Consider the following 16,219-nt stretch of genomic DNA (forward strand, 5'->3'; position numbering starts at 1 on the left):
TTTTTAATTCAGCCTATCCGTGAAATCGCCAGGGCTATCGCTTTAGCACGATAGTGATCCGCTTCACGTGCGTTATCGCAACGCTCTTCCCGCCAGTACCAGGGGCGTTGTGCGATGTTCAATAGGCATGCACGAATTTCGGGGTGATGGCATCCAATTCTCGCCAGAACATCTAATAAATCTTGAAGATGTAAAAGGTTTTCACACGCAGCTAAATAAGCACGATCCAATCGTTGATACCGTCCGTAGCGTGCACTTAACATTCGTGCCTGTGGAGCCCAATTAGTAACACTCAAGGGCTCTTTGGTCGCCATGACGTTCATGACCTCACACCACAGATCGAGCTCATCGGTATGCGTTAAGTCGGATTGCCGCGCCATGGCATAAACTACTGTCTGCATGGCCAACCCATCAGGTTTGTTAGAACAGGCTCTCACCATGGCATGGCGATAGTAAAACGCTTCGGGAACTACCGGGGCACATTTAGCCCATAGCTGGTAGTCCGACTGCCAGCCCTCACGACATAAATCATCGGGCAACTGCCACTTCCAATGGCTTAAGGCGATAGCCATTTTAGATGTTGAATCACGCCGACGTTTTGTACGAAACGCGAGATGCATTGCTGATAGATCAAGGCGAATTTTCCAAAGCTGTTTCAGTGGTGCACCTAATTCGCTCAATTTCTGAAGGAGCTGTAACGCCTTTATACAAGGAGCCGAGGGTGACATCGAAGGGATCAATTTCGCCAGTTTTACCATGATCACGTCTGGGTACTGTGGATAAGCMCTCACCAGCGATTTGACCATCGACTCATCCACAACGACGGTAGCAACACCGAGCAATGATTCTGGCACCGCGCCTTCGCACTGTACGGTTGTCTTTGGCGCTAATATCACCTTGTTGAGTGACGGACAGTGCAACACCGATAGCTCAGTGGGTTCATTGATGTCGAGCGCTTCAAGTTTAGAATGGCATAAAATCAACCGTTCGCAGGTCATCTCTATTCGTAAGGTATCCGCCCGTTGTGCGACATGAGACAGATGTAGATTAGTTACACTCCCTGAAAGCAGTGTAAGGGAGTGACAGTCACGCAGATAAAGGCTTTTGGTGGGTGAGTGGACATCCACTGAACGAAGTTCTGGCAATGCCTGTGCTTCGATCTGAGGCTGTTGGCAGCTAAGGGATACTATGGACAAGGTCTCAAGCTGATTACCACCTGAGAGGTAACAAAAACGCAATTGAGGGGCGTCTATCACAAGGTGCGGTGTGTCGGGGGATAATATGATCCAGCACTCAGCATCGAGTGTTAAAGGGGTTTGGGGAATGTCAGTGAGGTGGTGACTGATCCATACACCTTGCCATGAAGCCCCAACACTTTTGACCGAGCACTGCCCTGAAATCCAACAAGCATCAAAATGATTCACCCAACCTTGAACCTGCAAAGAAGGCATGTGATGTCCACTATCTAAGTGAAGAACGGCACCGTTGCCATGTTTAGGGACGTGTATGAACTGCAAGGAAGGGCAATTTTGAAGTGTGATGTGACAGTCTGGCTGGCACTGTGATAAATCCAGATGGGTTAATGAAGTACAGCCCAGCACGTCAAGATACTGAAGTTGTGGAGATACAATGGCGACGGACACACCACGATGTCCGATTAACTCACCACCACCATTGCTATCTACGTCTACCTCAACCAGCGAAATGTGCTTGTCATGACATGTCGGGCTATCGGCTTCCTGCATCTCACACGCTCTCTTCTTTGCAAAGCAACAGAATAGCTGGTGAGAGCGACAAGAAATGGCCTAAAGATAGGCGTTAGGCAGCTATTTTGGATGAGAGTTGGAAGTTGCTAAAACCAGCAGGCCAGTCACTGGGGACAGGTAAATTGGCTTTGTACTGATAATCTAAAGACCACCGGTAAGGACGTGTGGATTCATCACATAAAATGGGAAAATGAAGGCTTAAGCGTTCTGATAAATCACGCTGAATAGATCGTTGTGTAAGGTAAATCCCACGTTGTTCTAGAAGCTGCAGTAGTTCTGGCGTGGTGATGTAACGGGGGTGAGAGGGAATTGATTGGAGAATGGTTATATATCGATAGAAGACACCTGCGAAATCAGACATAGCACTCTCCTCAGATAAAGCTATCGTTTTTTATACGATAGAATTTGGTTACTAATTATAACGCATACGCTTGTTAAAAAAAACTGTAATTGGTTTCTGTTTCACAATACTTGTATAGAGGTAATGAAAGGCGCATATGCGCGCCTTTCATTTATCACTATTTAGTTAGTTTTCTCAGGGTTGCTATTTCTTTCACTTCGCTGCCTATACTTATCAAAGTCAAACAACCTTTTTTCTACTGGATAATATGTTTCCATAATATCCATGTATCTTGCTATGCTTTTAGTTATAGATTTGTGCGTTGATTCAAGCATTTTTTCATTGTATTTTTTCATAAATGTGGATTTTGCTTTGCGAATGCCGGATGGGATTGGTTGATAATTATTAACAATTCCTAGTGCTTTGTTTACATCCTTCAGTGTGTGCTCTTTAATCTCAGAGTTTTTGAATAAACGTTGAATAAATAGGGCGGTTTTTTTGTCAACGCATATGAAACGGCATTGCTTTGTATTAGCCCTGTTTCTTAAAGCTGAACGCATCATAAATTGATATGCTGTCAAATACCCATATTGTGTATAAATCATTTCTGTTGTTGCACCGAAAGCATACATCGTTGACATGATAGAAGGGATGGGTAATGTCGATGAATTAAATAGTGCTGTTGTATAACCAGAGTAAGAGTTATGACCAAAAACAGTAGTTAAAACAGCGGAATTATCTGATTCGTAGTGGTGACGAAATTTTTTATTTGAAAAAGCTATATAATTATCGTTCGCTATTTTAAGCTGAGCTTCAGTAATACGTTCACCTACAGTTTTTAGACTCTTCTTTAGTAGTGTATCTCTATATCCTCCTGAATATTTAGGCAAAAAATATTCAATCAAAAGAGGCTGCTCATGCTTATGCAAGGAGTCGGTTGGAGCTATATTTTTTAAGGTATGACCGAATAGTTCTAAATAATGGAAAGTAGTTGTTTCCTCAAACTTAGCAGATAGAATCGTAAAGTTTTTAAATTGTTTAACAGCCTCGACAGTTAGAACTGATAACGCCTGAATCTGTTTGCATTCACCATCAGATATTAATTCGTAAAGGCCGTTTAAAGTAGATTTGGGAATATATGTATTATGGCAAGAAGAAAGTAAGAAAGTTGCAAAATCTTTAGCCGCTTTATGCTTCCAAAAATCGTCGTCGCCTTTTTTTATAATATATTCAAGATTTTTTAGTTGTGTTTCTTTTATCCGAATCTTTGAGTAGTTATCATCATAGTGTACGAAATCAACATAATTTTGAAAAAGAGAGAAAGTCTCAAACGTACAACTAATGCTGTGTGGGCGTACTATAGATGATGGAAGTTCATCAATAAAAACTTCTGTATCTTGTAGGTTTAAATTGCCACGCATCATTACATTGAACAACGTTTCATGAGTTGTAGCTATGCAAGATGATAGCCCTACTTTCTTTAAAAATGTAGTTGTGCAGTTTGTAAACTTCCCACTATGGATAAGTTCAGTCGGTCTTGATATATGTATTTCTTTAATTTGGTTAGTTGCGTCAGTAGCTTGTTCAATTGAAATTGCAGCATACACGACACGGCTTTTTTCAGAATTAATTTGTTCAAAGGCTCTAGTGGATTTACCAAATCCACACAGTGAAGGATCATAGTTCATTGTAATAACTCCATACATTTAAGTATCTATAAAATATAAGTGTGCATTTTTTCTTCCTTATCAAAGTTATGGACTAATCCTCTACATAAGCTGTGTGGACAGATTTCAAGCAACTGCTATCTGCCTACACAGTTGTGTAGTGAATGACTATTATGTTTACTAATTTGACCAGACGACGAAACGCGATGCCACTATGCCACATTTTTTTTACATGTCAAGTGTCTTGATTTATTCAAAACTATTAGTAATAGGGATTATATAAGATGCAGTATATGAGTATGTGGAAGTGCAATATTGGGCACGTGTGAATGAGCATAGTGAATGCACAGTATTATTTGGTGTAGCATCGTTAAGTATTCAAAATAAGGGGGTAAATTGAGATTGCTGATGAACGTAAGGTAGGGGCTCATGATATTATTAAACAGCTTAAATGTCGTGAATATTTTGTATATGTGCTTGGGTGTTTAGAAACAATACATGTAGGATTATTTTGTGTTTCCTTGTATGCTCAAAAAACTATTATTTGTATGGTAGGTTTTTATTTTTGATAGGTGTAGCGCAGATCGCGCATTATTGGTAATAATTATAACTTGTTTATTTTTTAATAGATGTAACCTTTTTCTTAATAACTTAAGGGTGGCGTTACCTGTTTTGTGTTATCTATTTTGTAATATGCGTTAATATGTGAATTAGTTGTTTGATATAAAAGAAAAAAGCACATCCAATTGATTAAGAAACGCAATTGTCAATACGAATAGCGAACGGGTGTGTCGCTAATGAGTATTGGTGATTGCACGTGATATGTCCGTAAGGGCATACACGGCATAATAAATTATAAAAATATTGATGAATTATTATGATGTCCAACACCGCTACGCTCGTTGTCCATGGGGTACGCGTTACTCCCTCTGGTTCGTAACACTAGCCCTGTTTTTTACATTTCTATTTGACATAAATAAAAAAGGAAAATGGATTGGTGTGTTTGTTCAATGAGTAATAATTATATATGAAACAATAACTAATGGTTGAACTTTGATCGCGTATAGATGTAAATGTTATAAAACTGCCTGTTTGGTTGTTGATATAATAAATGAATTACTCACGTGGTTAAGGAAAATTTTTAATACGAATTGCGAGAGGTGTTTTGCTAATGAAAATTGATAGCTGTACTTGTCATAACCGATAGATAATGAAAGACATACATAACTGAAACAAATAAAAAATTCTTTTGATGTACAACAGTACGTCGTTTACAACGCCATATTGTCGTCCAGCGGATCACGTTGCTGTACAAGCTGAAGCTTGTACGACAAAAAAACTGATTAATTTAAACACAAATGAAGGCACATGTTGTTTTTTGTTGTTATAGCTATACAAGTGTTGATGGTGCGAGAGGTATCTTTTTACACACATAAGATTAGTGGCAAATGGGTTAGAATAGTAAGTTGTCGATTCAAAGTGATTAGTTTGTACCCCTTAGATAGGGCAGGGGAGCACGCTAAAAGTTATAGAGCGAGCAAGAGGGGAAGGCACGAATTTAATTTGTGTTCCATTCGGAGCGCGGTGTGTGGTGCACACAATGGACTGGCGCATATCAGAACTAAGGCGGCTGACGTTCACACAGCAGACAACATAGCAGTTATGCATTCGAATTTTGAGAATTTCATAACATAAAATTCCATTTAATGCTGTCGAAAATAACAGGTATGCCATCCTTGGCATTCGGATTCCTTTCGTTACCCAAAATCACATCCGTGTCGTGACGCATCCGACATGCTTTCTTAGCGGCGTTCCTGGCGTCACATCTTCATCCTAGTGGACTGGTAAATAATATATGTAGGAAATCGACCACAGTTTTTGTAAGCAATCTCTTACAACCGTTGCATCAGCAAAAAAAACGCCCCGATAAAGGAGCGTTTTAAAGTCTTGTGCCCTCCTGGCTTGTGATCGCTCATCCCGAGCGTGACATCCGTTTCTTCAGCAGCTTTCCTGTCACCGACAACTTCACCCTAGCTGACATTAGTTAAACATGCGACTAATGTCTAAATAATATAGGAATATGCTTATTCTTTTTGTCAAAATCGACTATTTAAAATTCCTCCCACTCCAATTCCGCTGCTTTGGGAGTGATAACCCTTCCACTTGTTGGGCGAGCGTGTTTAATAGAAGGCGCATGATTTGGTACAGAATTACGCTGCGGAAGAGCAACACGATTCTCGCCATCAGCTAGCTTGAAGGTAGCAACAGCTGATTCAAGGTGGGCTGCTTGTTCTTCAAGTGAAGCTGCTGCTGTGGCAGCTTCTTGAACAAGCGCTGCGTTTTGCTGGGTTACCTCATCCATCTGAGATACGGCTTGATTAACCTGTTCGATACCATCACTTTGCTCAGCTGAAGCAGCTGAGATTTCATCCATAATATCGGCAACACGCTTCACAGAAGCCATGATCTCTTCCATTGTTTGCCCAGCCCCTTCCACTAGATTAGAGCCCTGCTGAACCTGCCCCGCTGATGTCTCAATTAACGCCCTAATCTCCTTGGCAGCATCAGCGCTACGACTAGCAAGATTGCGCACTTCGGTCGCCACCACAGCGAAGCCCCGTCCTTGCTCCCCTGCACGTGCAGCCTCAACAGAAGCATTAAGTGCCAGAATATTAGTCTGGAAAGCAATAGAGTCGATGACTCCAATGATATCGCTAACCTTTTTAGAGCTTTCTGCTATGTCATGCATTGTCATAACAACTTGTCCGACCGCTTCACCACCACGCGCTGCGGTCGCGGAAGCATCGCTAGCGAGCGTATTGCCCTGTCGCGCATTATCTGAGTTTTGCTTTACTGTCGCAGTGAGCTGTTCCATGCTGGCAGCTGTCTCTTGCAATGACGCCGCTTGCTGTTCGGTACGAGACGATAGGTCGGCATTTCCCCCGGAAATCTCTCTAGCACCAATGTGGATTGATCCGCTGCTGTCACGTACGGATGAGACAGTTTGGGAGAGCCCCGTCTGCATGTACTTCATAGCAGCAAACAGTTGACCAATTTCATTTCGTCCACGATCCGCTATCTTGTGGGATAAGTCGCCTTGAGCGATACGCTCAAAATGATGTACGGCTTCCTGAAGGGGGCGGATGATAACCCGCATCATGCCAATCCTTACCAAGACTACGCTGAGTATAATCAGGAGCAATGCTCCTACGCCCACATATTCAAAGGTCGCCATTGTTGATTGGTAGCCAGTCATAAGGCTCTGACCACGAGTGGAGGCATAGTCTATAAAGGCCTCATTGGCCTGCATATAAGCTAGATTGAGTTGGTCACCTTCACGTTTGGCAGCGCGAAAAGCGTTTTCGTTATTTTGAGTTAGCGCTTCATACTGTGGTTCCAACCCTCTGGTCGCAAGTTGATTGTAGGCTTCTACAACCGCGTCAGCATACGGCTTGCCCAACTCCGATTTGGGGATCGCTATGAACGCATCGAATCGTTCCTGAGCCCTTTCCAGCATTTGCCCCGCCTTGTCTAGATGGGCTTCTGCCAGCGCCTGCTCCCCTTCGTTCAATGCGTCGAGATGATTTAGAAAGAAAAGCTGTGTATCCGCAATGTTCACCTGAGCGCGGTTCAGCATATTCAGCTGTTTCACGTTGATGGTGTTGAGTTCGTCTATCGAGTCAGCACCTATTGAGCTTGATTGATAGCCTAGGGCAGCAATAAGCAAAATCAGGGCTGAGAACAATCCCAGTACAAGCGTAAGACTTGCCTTAATTGTTAGGTTTTTTAATAGGTTATGCATTTATAAGTTCTCGGAATAGGGGATCATTCGGTCTAGAAATTATCCAGCCATTAGGAGTGCGAATGCACTATAAGAAGTATCTAAAGTATGACTTTAGTTCGACTTGCAAAGATTATCGGCAGCCGCAGCACCACATTTAGACTTGGATTAAATCCCTTCGAAATAACATTGATCTGAATCAATTTTTTAAATGCATTTTTTTGACTGCAAGGATGGGGATTGACTAGCAGACGGATCAGTTTGACTTCGATCAGCGCGCCAGTAGCATAACAAGCGCTTAAGTTTTGATAACGTTCCCGTATGACCGATTTGGCGCGACCCTGTCCTTTCGTTTGACCATGACTCATATGTCTCATTTCAAACCGCTATAGCACTAAGCTTATATTTCTGTTGAATACTGCTATCGCTTCTCACTGTCTCGATTGTGAATGTATGATGAGGTGCACGTAAGAATTTTATTCACCATCCAGCAATGGGCTGTTGTGTGCTGGATTTGGGGTAGTTTTAAAATTGGGGTATCGAATGGGGTACTAAAATTATAAAATGCCTTAAAAAGCCAATTGGTTCAAGGGGTTAAAATACACATGTCGATATACGACCAAGACTGCTATACCCACCAAGGGCTGCCGTTCAATCTACGCGTGCTGCGCGGTCAAGTGTTGCTGGTGGTCAATGTCGCCAGTCAGTGTGGTTTTACCCCGCAGTTAAGCGAGTTAGAGTCGCTCTATCAGCGCTACCGGGATCGTGGTTTCACTGTGCTCGGTTTCCCGTGCAATCAGTTTGGCCGCCAGTCGCCGGAAAGCGCCCAAGCGTTTTGTCAATTTGGCGAGCAGCAATTCGGCGTCAGTTTTCCATTGCTGGAGAAGGTTAAGGTCAACGGCAGTGAKGCCCATCCGCTGTTTGTGCTGCTCAAGCGTGAGGCACCTGGAGTCCTAGGCACGCAGCTGATTAAATGGAATTTTACCAAGTTCCTGGTGGGCCGTGATGGCAAGGTGATAGCCCGATTTGGGCCGCGCTATCATGGGCGACCGCTACGTCTGGCATTAGAAGAAACCTTGGATCAAACATACCCATAGTCCCATAAGGCATTATCCCTCTATACCTGCTCGCCCCGCGCGACTGCTACACGATTCATGAGCGCGTTCCAGCGGTGGCGCACCATCATGGTCGTTAAGCCTGAAAACAGCGCCCAGCTTTTGCGACGCCAGCCCTTCAAGCGCATGTTGTGATTGACCAACTGCTTMATCAGCTTGTAGTCGTCAAATTGCCGCCACTCGCTGGCGATCGAGAGCTGGTGGCGGGACATCACCGGGGCCATTTCCAGGCGAAACATCCACTCAAGCTCGTTAAGGGACATATCATAGCGCTCCACGACCTCGACCATGCGCGCGTAATCGCGCTCGCTGGGTTCGCGATCCAGCCACAGCGGGGCTAGCGCCAGCCATAAATCGCCGCGTTCATCTACTAGCTGCTGTGCATTCATGATCGCCTCATGGGAAGTCGTTGCTAACGTAAGTGCTTGCCTACGTGTTTATCATCAGTACTTGTCATAAGTACTTGCCATCAGTACCGACATAATAACTTAGGCGGCTATCGTGACGCGAAAGCGCTTCTAGCTCAAGGGCAGACTATCGCTGAAGAATGGACAATCGCTCAAGAGCGGACAGGGCGCCCAGAGACCGCTAGAATACCCTCACTGAATCATGACATTGCTATGGCAAACGCTATTGCAAAAACTATGGCAAAACGATGTTGCTAGTTATGATGTCAAAAGCAAAATCAATCCGATAACGAGGTTCGATGTGATTATTAAACCCAAAGTGCGCGGCTTTATTTGTACCACTACTCATCCCATCGGCTGCGAGCAGAATGTTCGCGAACAGATTGAAGCGACCCGTGCTCGTGGTTTGGATAAGCAGGCTGGCCCAAAAAAAGTGCTCGTCATTGGGGCTTCAAGTGGCTACGGATTAGCCGCGCGTATTACCGCGGCGTTTGGCTACGGCGCCGACACGCTGGGCGTGTTCTTTGAAAAGCCCGCCACCGATAAAAAGCCGGGCACCGCAGGTTGGTACAACAGCGCAGCGTTCGATAAATTGGCCAAGCAGGAAGGGCTGTATAGCAAGTCGATTAACGGCGATGCGTTCTCCCATGAAGCGCGGGAAGAAGCGATTGAGTTGATTAAGCAGGACATGGGCGAGATTGACCTGGTGGTCTACTCGCTGGCATCACCCGTTCGGAAGCTGCCGGATAGCGGCGAACTGAAACGCTCAAGCCTTAAGCCAATTGGCGAGACTTACCGCGCCACCGCTATCGATACCAATAAAGACGCCATTATCGAAGCGGAAGTAGAACCTGCCACCCAGCAGGAGATCGACGACACCATCACCGTGATGGGCGGCGAAGATTGGGAACTGTGGATGAGCGCGCTAGACGAAGCCGGTGTGCTGGCCAAAGGCGCGCGCAGCGTGGCGTTTAGCTATATCGGTACCGAAATCACCTGGCCGATTTACTGGCATGGCGCTTTGGGTAAAGCCAAAGAAGATCTTGACCGCGCCGCAGCGGCTATCGATACCAAACTGAAAGAGAGCGGTGGTGGTGCCAATGTGGCGGTGCTCAAATCGGTGGTCACCCAGGCCAGCGCAGCCATTCCAGTGATGCCGCTTTACATCGCCATGGTCTACCGCATCATGAAAGAGCAGGGCCTGCACGAAGGCACTATCGATCAGTTGAACCGTCTATTCGGCGAGCAGCTCTACTCGGCTGAGGGGCTACGCGGTGAGTTCACCACCGACGAAGTTGGACGCCTACGTCTGGATGACTGGGAATTGCGTGACGATGTTCAGCAAGCGTGCCAGGATCTTTGGCCGGAAGTGACGACGGAAAACTTATTCGAAATTACCGACTATGCTGGTTATAAGCACGAATTCTTGAAGCTGTTTGGCTTTGAGCGTGACGATGTCGATTACGATGCCGACGTCAATCCTGAGGTTAAGTTTGATGTCGTGAATCTGTAAGCCATCCATTGGGGCGGTAGCGCCGCCCAATTCGACCGGAACGCGGGAGGTGTTTATGGATACTAGGGAAAGCAAAACTCCGGAAGAAGAGAAGCAGCACATTATTAATGAGCGGATACCTGAGGATTATGAAACCTCAAAACCGCATCTACAGCCGGAAGCCAAGAAGCGACCCGATGGGTTGTACAAGCTGCTCCCGCTAGTGGTGATCATTCTCGGCGTAATTGTGGTCAGTATCGTCGTGTTAGGTATTATTAATCGGGGCAACTAGTGCTTAACTAGGCTTTAATTTGCCGGGCTTTGGCCCGGCAAATTGCATTCATGCGTCACGTTTTTGCTGCAGTGGTCATAACGCTGCCATCCGCTACGCAATTGGGTAAGATGGTGGCTTCCCTAGGCCGATGGCGGTTTTTCATGCAGCGTTTCATGCAGTTTTTTATGCAGCTCAGTCAGTTATCATGCTGCCCAACCCGTTAACCTCTCACACAGGCATCACCCGTCGGCGTGTGGCATTTCTGCTGTTGCCGGGGTTTTCGTTATTGACCCACGCCAGTGCGCTAGAACCGCTGCAAATGGCTAACCAACTAAGTGGTCAAATGCTTTACCAAACCGTCACGTTAAGCCTTAACGACGAGCCCGTGCGCAGTGGTGCCCAGCTTTCGCTAATCGCGCAGCATGAGCTAAGTACTGCTCTAGGCCCACTAGACCTGTTGTTCATATGTGCACCGACGCCGCTGCCCTATACGCTTCCTGCCAAGCTGAATGAGTGGCTGCGAGGGCACCAGGGCCATGGCGTAGCGCTGGGTGGTTTGGCTGGGGGCACCGAGGTATTGGCGCGCTGTGGTTTGCTTGAAGGTTATCGGGCGACGCTGCCCTGGCAGCGTTTTGAGGCCTTTTCCCAGGCCTATCCGCAGGTGACGCTTTCTCAACAATTATTTGAAATTGACCGTGACAGGTTGACCTGCGCGGGCGGTACTGCCGCCATGGACTTAATGCTCACGCTGATTGGTCAGCATCACGGTGCTCGCTTGGCGGAGCAAGTGTCGGAGCAGTTTGCCTGCGATCGCATTCGCTTGGCGGACGAGCGCCAGCACGTGCCGCTGCGAAGCCGCCTGGGCCACGCGCCGCAGAGCCTGGTGGATGCCGTGACACTGATGGAAGCCAATATTGAGGAGCCGCTCTCAACTCTGGAACTGGCCGAGCACCTAGGGATTTCCCGGCGTCAGTTGGAGCGGCTATTTAAGAAGTATCTGCAGGCGGTGCCCAGCCGCTACTATCTCGATTTGCGCTTGCAGGAAGCCCGCAAGCAGCTGCGCGAGAGTGACCGGCCGGTAGGCGATATTGCCTTTGCCACGGGATTTTCCTCAGGCGCCCACTTTTCTACCGCCTACCGTCACCATTTCGGCATGACACCCAGGGAAGAGCGCCTGGGTTAGAAGGATAAGATTAGAAGGCTTAGGTTAGCGTATCCACAATGCCGCCTTCCACGCGCAGTGCCGCCCCGGTGGKGGCACTGGCCTGGGGCGATGCAGCGTAAACGCTCATGTTTGCGACCTCTTCGGGGGTCGCCAAGCGCTGAATGATGGAAGAGGGACGGTTTTCCTGTACAAAGCGTGCCTCCACCTCTTGCTGAGAAATGCCCTCTTTCTCGGCCATTTCGCCAAGCATCTTGAGTACGCCTTCTGAGCGTGTCGGACCGGGGAGAATGGCATTCACGGTAACCTGGGTGCCACTGAGTACCTTGGCCAGCCCGCGGGAAACTGACAGCAATGCCGATTTGGTCATACCGTAATGCACCATTTCGCTGGGGATGTTGATGCCCGACTCGCTGGATAAAAACTGAATACGCCCCCAATTGCGCTCGCGCATGCCCTGGGCGTAGTGGCGGGAAAGCCGCACCGCGCTCATCACGTTGACATCAAAAAATTGCTGCCAGGTAGCGTCATCGACTTCAAAAAAGTCCTGTGGGCCGAAGATGCCGACGTTGTTGATCAAGATATCGGTGCTGGGCTGTTGCTCGATCAGCGTTTGGCAGCCTTCAGCAGTGCCGAGATCAGCCGCTACGCCTTCTACATTAGCATTGGGGGTAGCGTTTTTAAGCGCCGCGATGGCCTCCTCAACCCGCGCCTGGGTGCTTCCTGTCACGACCACGTTAGCGCCAGCATTGGCGAGTCCTTGAGCAATCGCAAAACCGATGCCTGCCGTCGAGCCGGTGATAATGGCGTGCTTGCCGCTTAGATCAATATGCATACGTTGGTCTCCTCTCGTCCTGAGTGTCGGTGCTCATCACTATGCAACGCAGCTCAGCGAATAACCGCATAGCTTGCTAATTAGTATGCGGCTCTTTTAGGCTTCTTCAAGGGGAAGGTCTTCAATCGACCAGGTGTTCAGTCGCTTGCTGGGCACTGAGCCAGTAAAAAAGGGGCCTTGCGACCGTGCCCTGCCGCTCAGGCAGCTTAGCAACATCAGTGATGCTCCGGTTTACGCTGTTCCTAGTGCGCCGCCGCTAAATGTTATCTCTAGCCCAACACCCGCTTATGACTCGGCATTCGGCGGCATCACCACCCACTCAGGCTCCTCGAATTCGCCGATCAGGCGGATCTCGCAGCAGGGGGCCGCACGGCGGATGACCTCCTTTATCTCCGGGTTGGGCTGGGCTTCCATGGCGTCGCGGCTGGCCTTGCTGTCCCAGTGGGCGATGGCGATCAGGGTGTTGGGGTCGCCGATCTTTCGATGCAGTTCAGTGCCGCGTGCCCCTGGCGCCTGCTGGATGAGTTGGCTGGCGCGGACCCAGGCGTCGGCGTAGTCCTCGGCACGGTAGCCGTCGCGGATATGCMCTTCGAAGATATATTTCATGGCGCTTCTCCCTGTTACTGCTGCTGAAGCTTTCGATCCTGGTCCATTGTATCCCGCCCCGTCCTGATCCAGCTGCCTCTTTTCTCGCGCCGTTAGTCGAGCGTGATGCTCAGCGTCTGCCGGGTCTCGCAGGGGTAGCCGTGGCGCAGGTGCAGGGTGCGCTTGTCGAGGGCCATCACCACCGCGAACAGGGTCTCCATGCGCTCGGCCTCGGGCAGGTCGACGTCAGTGTGCTTGCAGATCGACATAGGCGCATTGTGATGGTCGCTCAGTACGTCGAACAGCGCGCTGACGCTGGCCTTGGGCGGTGGGTCGAGCAGCTCATCGAGGCGGTGCAGGCGTACATGGGAGTCGGGCTTGGGGAAGTCGGTGACACAGGCGGTGGCGGCCGCGGCGTAGAGGTGGTTGGTATGGGTCACCCGCCCGCCGCTGGGCTCGAGTACCCCCGGTGGCCCGGGCTGGACCTCGAAGCCGGCGGCCTGGCCTGCAGCGCTGGCGACCAGAAAGTGCGCCGGCGAGGCGACGCGGTCTTCCGCGACGATGCGCTGGGCGCTGGTGAAGCCGTCGCTCTCGAGAAGCTTGCGCAGGGCGATGTGGATCGGCAGGCCCTCGCCGCAGGTCTGCGAGCGGATGGCGTTGAGACACACGCCGAGGCCGTGGGCGTTGAGGCCGATCTTGGCCAGCATCCCGGCCTCGCCGACGCTGACCAGCGGCGGGGCGTCGTCCCCCTCTATGTGTAGTACCACCACGTTGTCGAGCTGGTCGAGGCGCCAGTCCCAGKTCTGGGCCAGCCATTGGCGACCCTGCTGGTAGAGTGAGAAGGCAGAACAGCCGCCGCTGGCTTGGGTTAGCGAGATCTCGCTGCGGCAGTTGAGGGTGAGGATATCGTCGCGCTGCAGGTCGGCGCCCTCGGCAATGCCCTCGAGCTCATCCAGGATCGCCGGAAAGCCGCGTTCGATCGCCGGTATAAAGCGGCGGGCCTCCTGCCGGGCTGCGGCCCAGTCGAGGCCTACAAAGTCTTGAAACAGCCTGTCATAGACCTCAATGCTGCGCTGAATCTGTGCGGCGTGGCGCTGGCCATGGGCCACGCCAATGGTATGGCGGCTACCACGCAGGTGGGTTACGTCGAGCATGCGGAGTGCTCCTCGGTGAGGGGATTTACTCAAGCCTACCGCGAACAGCGTTGAAGTGCAGGTGGGTGCTTGGATATGCAGGGTCACGGATTTACTCGCCCTTGATTGCCGACACCGCGCGCCGATGCCTGGATCCCGCGCCTTATCCAACGTTTGAGGGAAGTTCGACGCTGACAGCTACCAAGGGGCATTAGGCGCCCCCAAACGATAAAAAGCGGGTCTAAATACGTCACTGATACCGTGAGGTGCACAAGGACGGATATAGAGTGTTACAAAAGGGGGAGGGTACTCCAGTTAAATGCCGCTATTCATAATTTGCCGTCCCATTGCTGAAAGCAGGTAACCTAGCTAGGCCTTTATACTGTTTTCATTCCTTTCCTCCACTGGAGCTAGCGTGCCATGAGCCATACCCCAAGCCGTCAAGATTACGACCACTACATGACGCCCAACTACTCACCGCAGCAGGTTATTCCCGTGCGTGGTGAAGGTAGCCGCTTGTGGGATCAACAGGGGCGTGAATATATCGACTTCGCCGGTGGTATTGCGGTGAACTCACTTGGCCATTGCCATCCGGTGTTGGTCAATGCGCTAAAAGAGCAAGGCGAAAAGCTATGGCACCTCTCCAACGTGTTTACCAACGAGCCAGCGCTGAACCTGGCCAAATCGCTGGTCGAGCGCACCTTCGCTGATAAGGTGTTCTTGTGCTCCTCCGGCGGTGAAGCCAACGAAGCCGCGCTTAAGCTGGCGCGCCGCTGGGCAGTGGATCACCACGGTGAGCATAAAGATAAGATCATCTCATTTTATCAATCTTTCCATGGCCGCACCTTCTTCACCGTTAGCGTTGGTGGTCAGCCCAAGTACTCCCAAGGCTTTGGCCCGGTGCCTGGTGGCATCCTGCATGCTGACTACAATGATCTGGAAAGCGTGCGCAAGCTGGTCGGTGACGACACCTGCGCGATTATGGTCGAACCCATGCAGGGTGAGGGCGGCATCGTGCCCGGCACGCAAGCGTTTCTTCAGGGCCTGCGCGACCTATGCGATGAACACAATGCGCTGCTGATCTTTGATGAAGTGCAAACCGGCGTTGGTCGTAGCGGCGAACTCTACGCTTACAAGAACTACGGCATCACCCCGGATATCCTCACCAGCGCGAAATCCCTGGGCGGCGGTTTCCCCATTGGCGCCATGCTGGCAATCGACTCGGTGGCTAAATCGTTGGTCATCGGTACCCACGGCTCTACTTATGGCGGCAATGCGTTGGCATCTGCTGTGGCCTTAGCGGCGGTTGAGTTTATCGACACCCCTGAGGTGCTCGAAGGCGTTAAGCGTCGCCACGATCTGTTCCGTGAACACCTGGAAACCATCAACCGCAAGTACGGCGTGTTTAAAGAGATTCGTGGTATGGGCCTGCTGATGGGCGCCCAGATGTCGGATGCCTATGAGGGCCGCGCCAAAGATATTCTGCCGTTGGCGATTGAAGAGGGCCTGATGGCGCTTATCGCCGGGCCGAACGTACTGCGCATGGCGCCTTCCCTGGTCATTCCTGAAGCAGATATCGCCGAAGGCATGGCTCGCTTAGAGCGCGCGATTGAGCGGTTAGTTGCGGCCGCATGAGTGAACAACAGGCTGCGTCAAGCGTGT

Annotated in this window: 14 protein-coding genes; 5 read left to right on the forward strand and 9 right to left on the reverse strand. The window is 49.5% G+C overall.

Annotated features, from left to right (window positions below):
• Positions 1-8 precede the first annotated feature (8 nt).
• The 5 genes from HALO_RS23050 to HALO_RS23060 all read right to left on the reverse strand — a co-directional run bounded on the left by HALO_RS23050 (position 9) and on the right by HALO_RS23060 (position 7,922).
• The gene (locus tag HALO_RS23050) at positions 9-1,745 is read right to left on the reverse strand and encodes a hypothetical protein (RefSeq protein WP_157693157.1); all 1,737 of its coding nucleotides are present in this window, start codon (positions 1,743-1,745) and stop codon (positions 9-11) included.
• A 73-nt stretch (positions 1,746-1,818) separates the two neighbouring features.
• Entirely contained in the window at positions 1,819-2,127 is a 309-nt protein-coding gene (locus tag HALO_RS23055; protein WP_157693158.1) for a hypothetical protein, read from the reverse strand.
• A 161-nt stretch (positions 2,128-2,288) separates the two neighbouring features.
• A complete protein-coding gene (locus tag HALO_RS07045) occupies positions 2,289-3,794 on the reverse strand; it encodes a hypothetical protein (protein ID WP_050713241.1) in 1,506 nt (501 codons plus the stop codon).
• A 2,089-nt stretch (positions 3,795-5,883) separates the two neighbouring features.
• Positions 5,884-7,575, reverse strand: coding sequence for a methyl-accepting chemotaxis protein (locus HALO_RS23605; protein ID WP_050713243.1), 1,692 nt, complete (start codon positions 7,573-7,575; stop codon positions 5,884-5,886).
• A gap of 80 nt (positions 7,576-7,655) precedes the next feature.
• Entirely contained in the window at positions 7,656-7,922 is a 267-nt protein-coding gene (locus HALO_RS23060; RefSeq protein WP_157693159.1) for a hypothetical protein, read from the reverse strand.
• 237 nt (positions 7,923-8,159) lie between these two features.
• Between HALO_RS23060 and HALO_RS07060 the strand changes: the two genes are divergently transcribed.
• Positions 8,160-8,651, forward strand: a complete 492-nt coding sequence (locus tag HALO_RS07060) for a glutathione peroxidase (RefSeq protein ID WP_050713244.1) — start codon at positions 8,160-8,162, stop codon at positions 8,649-8,651.
• A gap of 20 nt (positions 8,652-8,671) precedes the next feature.
• On the opposite strand, the gene HALO_RS07065 is transcribed toward HALO_RS07060, so the two are convergent.
• The gene (locus tag HALO_RS07065; RefSeq protein WP_050713245.1) at positions 8,672-9,058 is read right to left on the reverse strand and encodes a DUF7079 family protein; all 387 of its coding nucleotides are present in this window, start codon (positions 9,056-9,058) and stop codon (positions 8,672-8,674) included.
• A gap of 319 nt (positions 9,059-9,377) precedes the next feature.
• On the opposite strand from HALO_RS07065, the gene fabV reads away from it, so the two are divergent.
• The 3 genes from fabV to HALO_RS07080 all read left to right on the forward strand — a co-directional run bounded on the left by fabV (position 9,378) and on the right by HALO_RS07080 (position 12,025).
• Positions 9,378-10,589 carry an enoyl-ACP reductase FabV gene (gene fabV, locus HALO_RS07070; protein WP_035585703.1) on the forward strand — a complete coding sequence of 404 codons (1,212 nt, stop codon included), beginning with the start codon at positions 9,378-9,380 and terminating at the stop codon, positions 10,587-10,589.
• A 55-nt stretch (positions 10,590-10,644) separates the two neighbouring features.
• Positions 10,645-10,860 carry a hypothetical protein gene (locus HALO_RS07075; RefSeq protein ID WP_035584784.1) on the forward strand — a complete coding sequence of 72 codons (216 nt, stop codon included), beginning with the start codon at positions 10,645-10,647 and terminating at the stop codon, positions 10,858-10,860.
• 187 nt (positions 10,861-11,047) lie between these two features.
• Positions 11,048-12,025: a GlxA family transcriptional regulator gene (locus HALO_RS07080; protein WP_172821661.1), complete on the forward strand. Its 978-nt coding sequence runs from the start codon at positions 11,048-11,050 to the stop codon at positions 12,023-12,025.
• Between the two features lie 19 nt (positions 12,026-12,044).
• Here HALO_RS07080 and HALO_RS07085 read toward each other — a convergent pair whose 3' ends face one another.
• The 3 genes from HALO_RS07085 to HALO_RS07095 all read right to left on the reverse strand — a co-directional run bounded on the left by HALO_RS07085 (position 12,045) and on the right by HALO_RS07095 (position 14,578).
• Positions 12,045-12,839 carry an SDR family NAD(P)-dependent oxidoreductase gene (locus HALO_RS07085; RefSeq protein ID WP_050713246.1) on the reverse strand — a complete coding sequence of 265 codons (795 nt, stop codon included), beginning with the start codon at positions 12,837-12,839 and terminating at the stop codon, positions 12,045-12,047.
• Between the two features lie 285 nt (positions 12,840-13,124).
• Positions 13,125-13,445 carry an antibiotic biosynthesis monooxygenase family protein gene (locus tag HALO_RS07090; protein WP_050713247.1) on the reverse strand — a complete coding sequence of 107 codons (321 nt, stop codon included), beginning with the start codon at positions 13,443-13,445 and terminating at the stop codon, positions 13,125-13,127.
• Between the two features lie 92 nt (positions 13,446-13,537).
• The gene (locus HALO_RS07095) at positions 13,538-14,578 is read right to left on the reverse strand and encodes a C45 family autoproteolytic acyltransferase/hydolase (protein WP_050713248.1); all 1,041 of its coding nucleotides are present in this window, start codon (positions 14,576-14,578) and stop codon (positions 13,538-13,540) included.
• Positions 14,579-14,977: 399 nt separating this feature from the next.
• Between HALO_RS07095 and HALO_RS07100 the strand changes: the two genes are divergently transcribed.
• Entirely contained in the window at positions 14,978-16,192 is a 1,215-nt protein-coding gene (locus HALO_RS07100; protein ID WP_035584771.1) for an aspartate aminotransferase family protein, read from the forward strand.
• Positions 16,193-16,219: the final 27 nt, after the last annotated feature.

Source organism: Halomonas sp. R57-5 (assembly GCF_900070345.1).
Lineage (GTDB): Bacteria > Pseudomonadota > Gammaproteobacteria > Pseudomonadales > Halomonadaceae > Vreelandella > Vreelandella ventosae_B.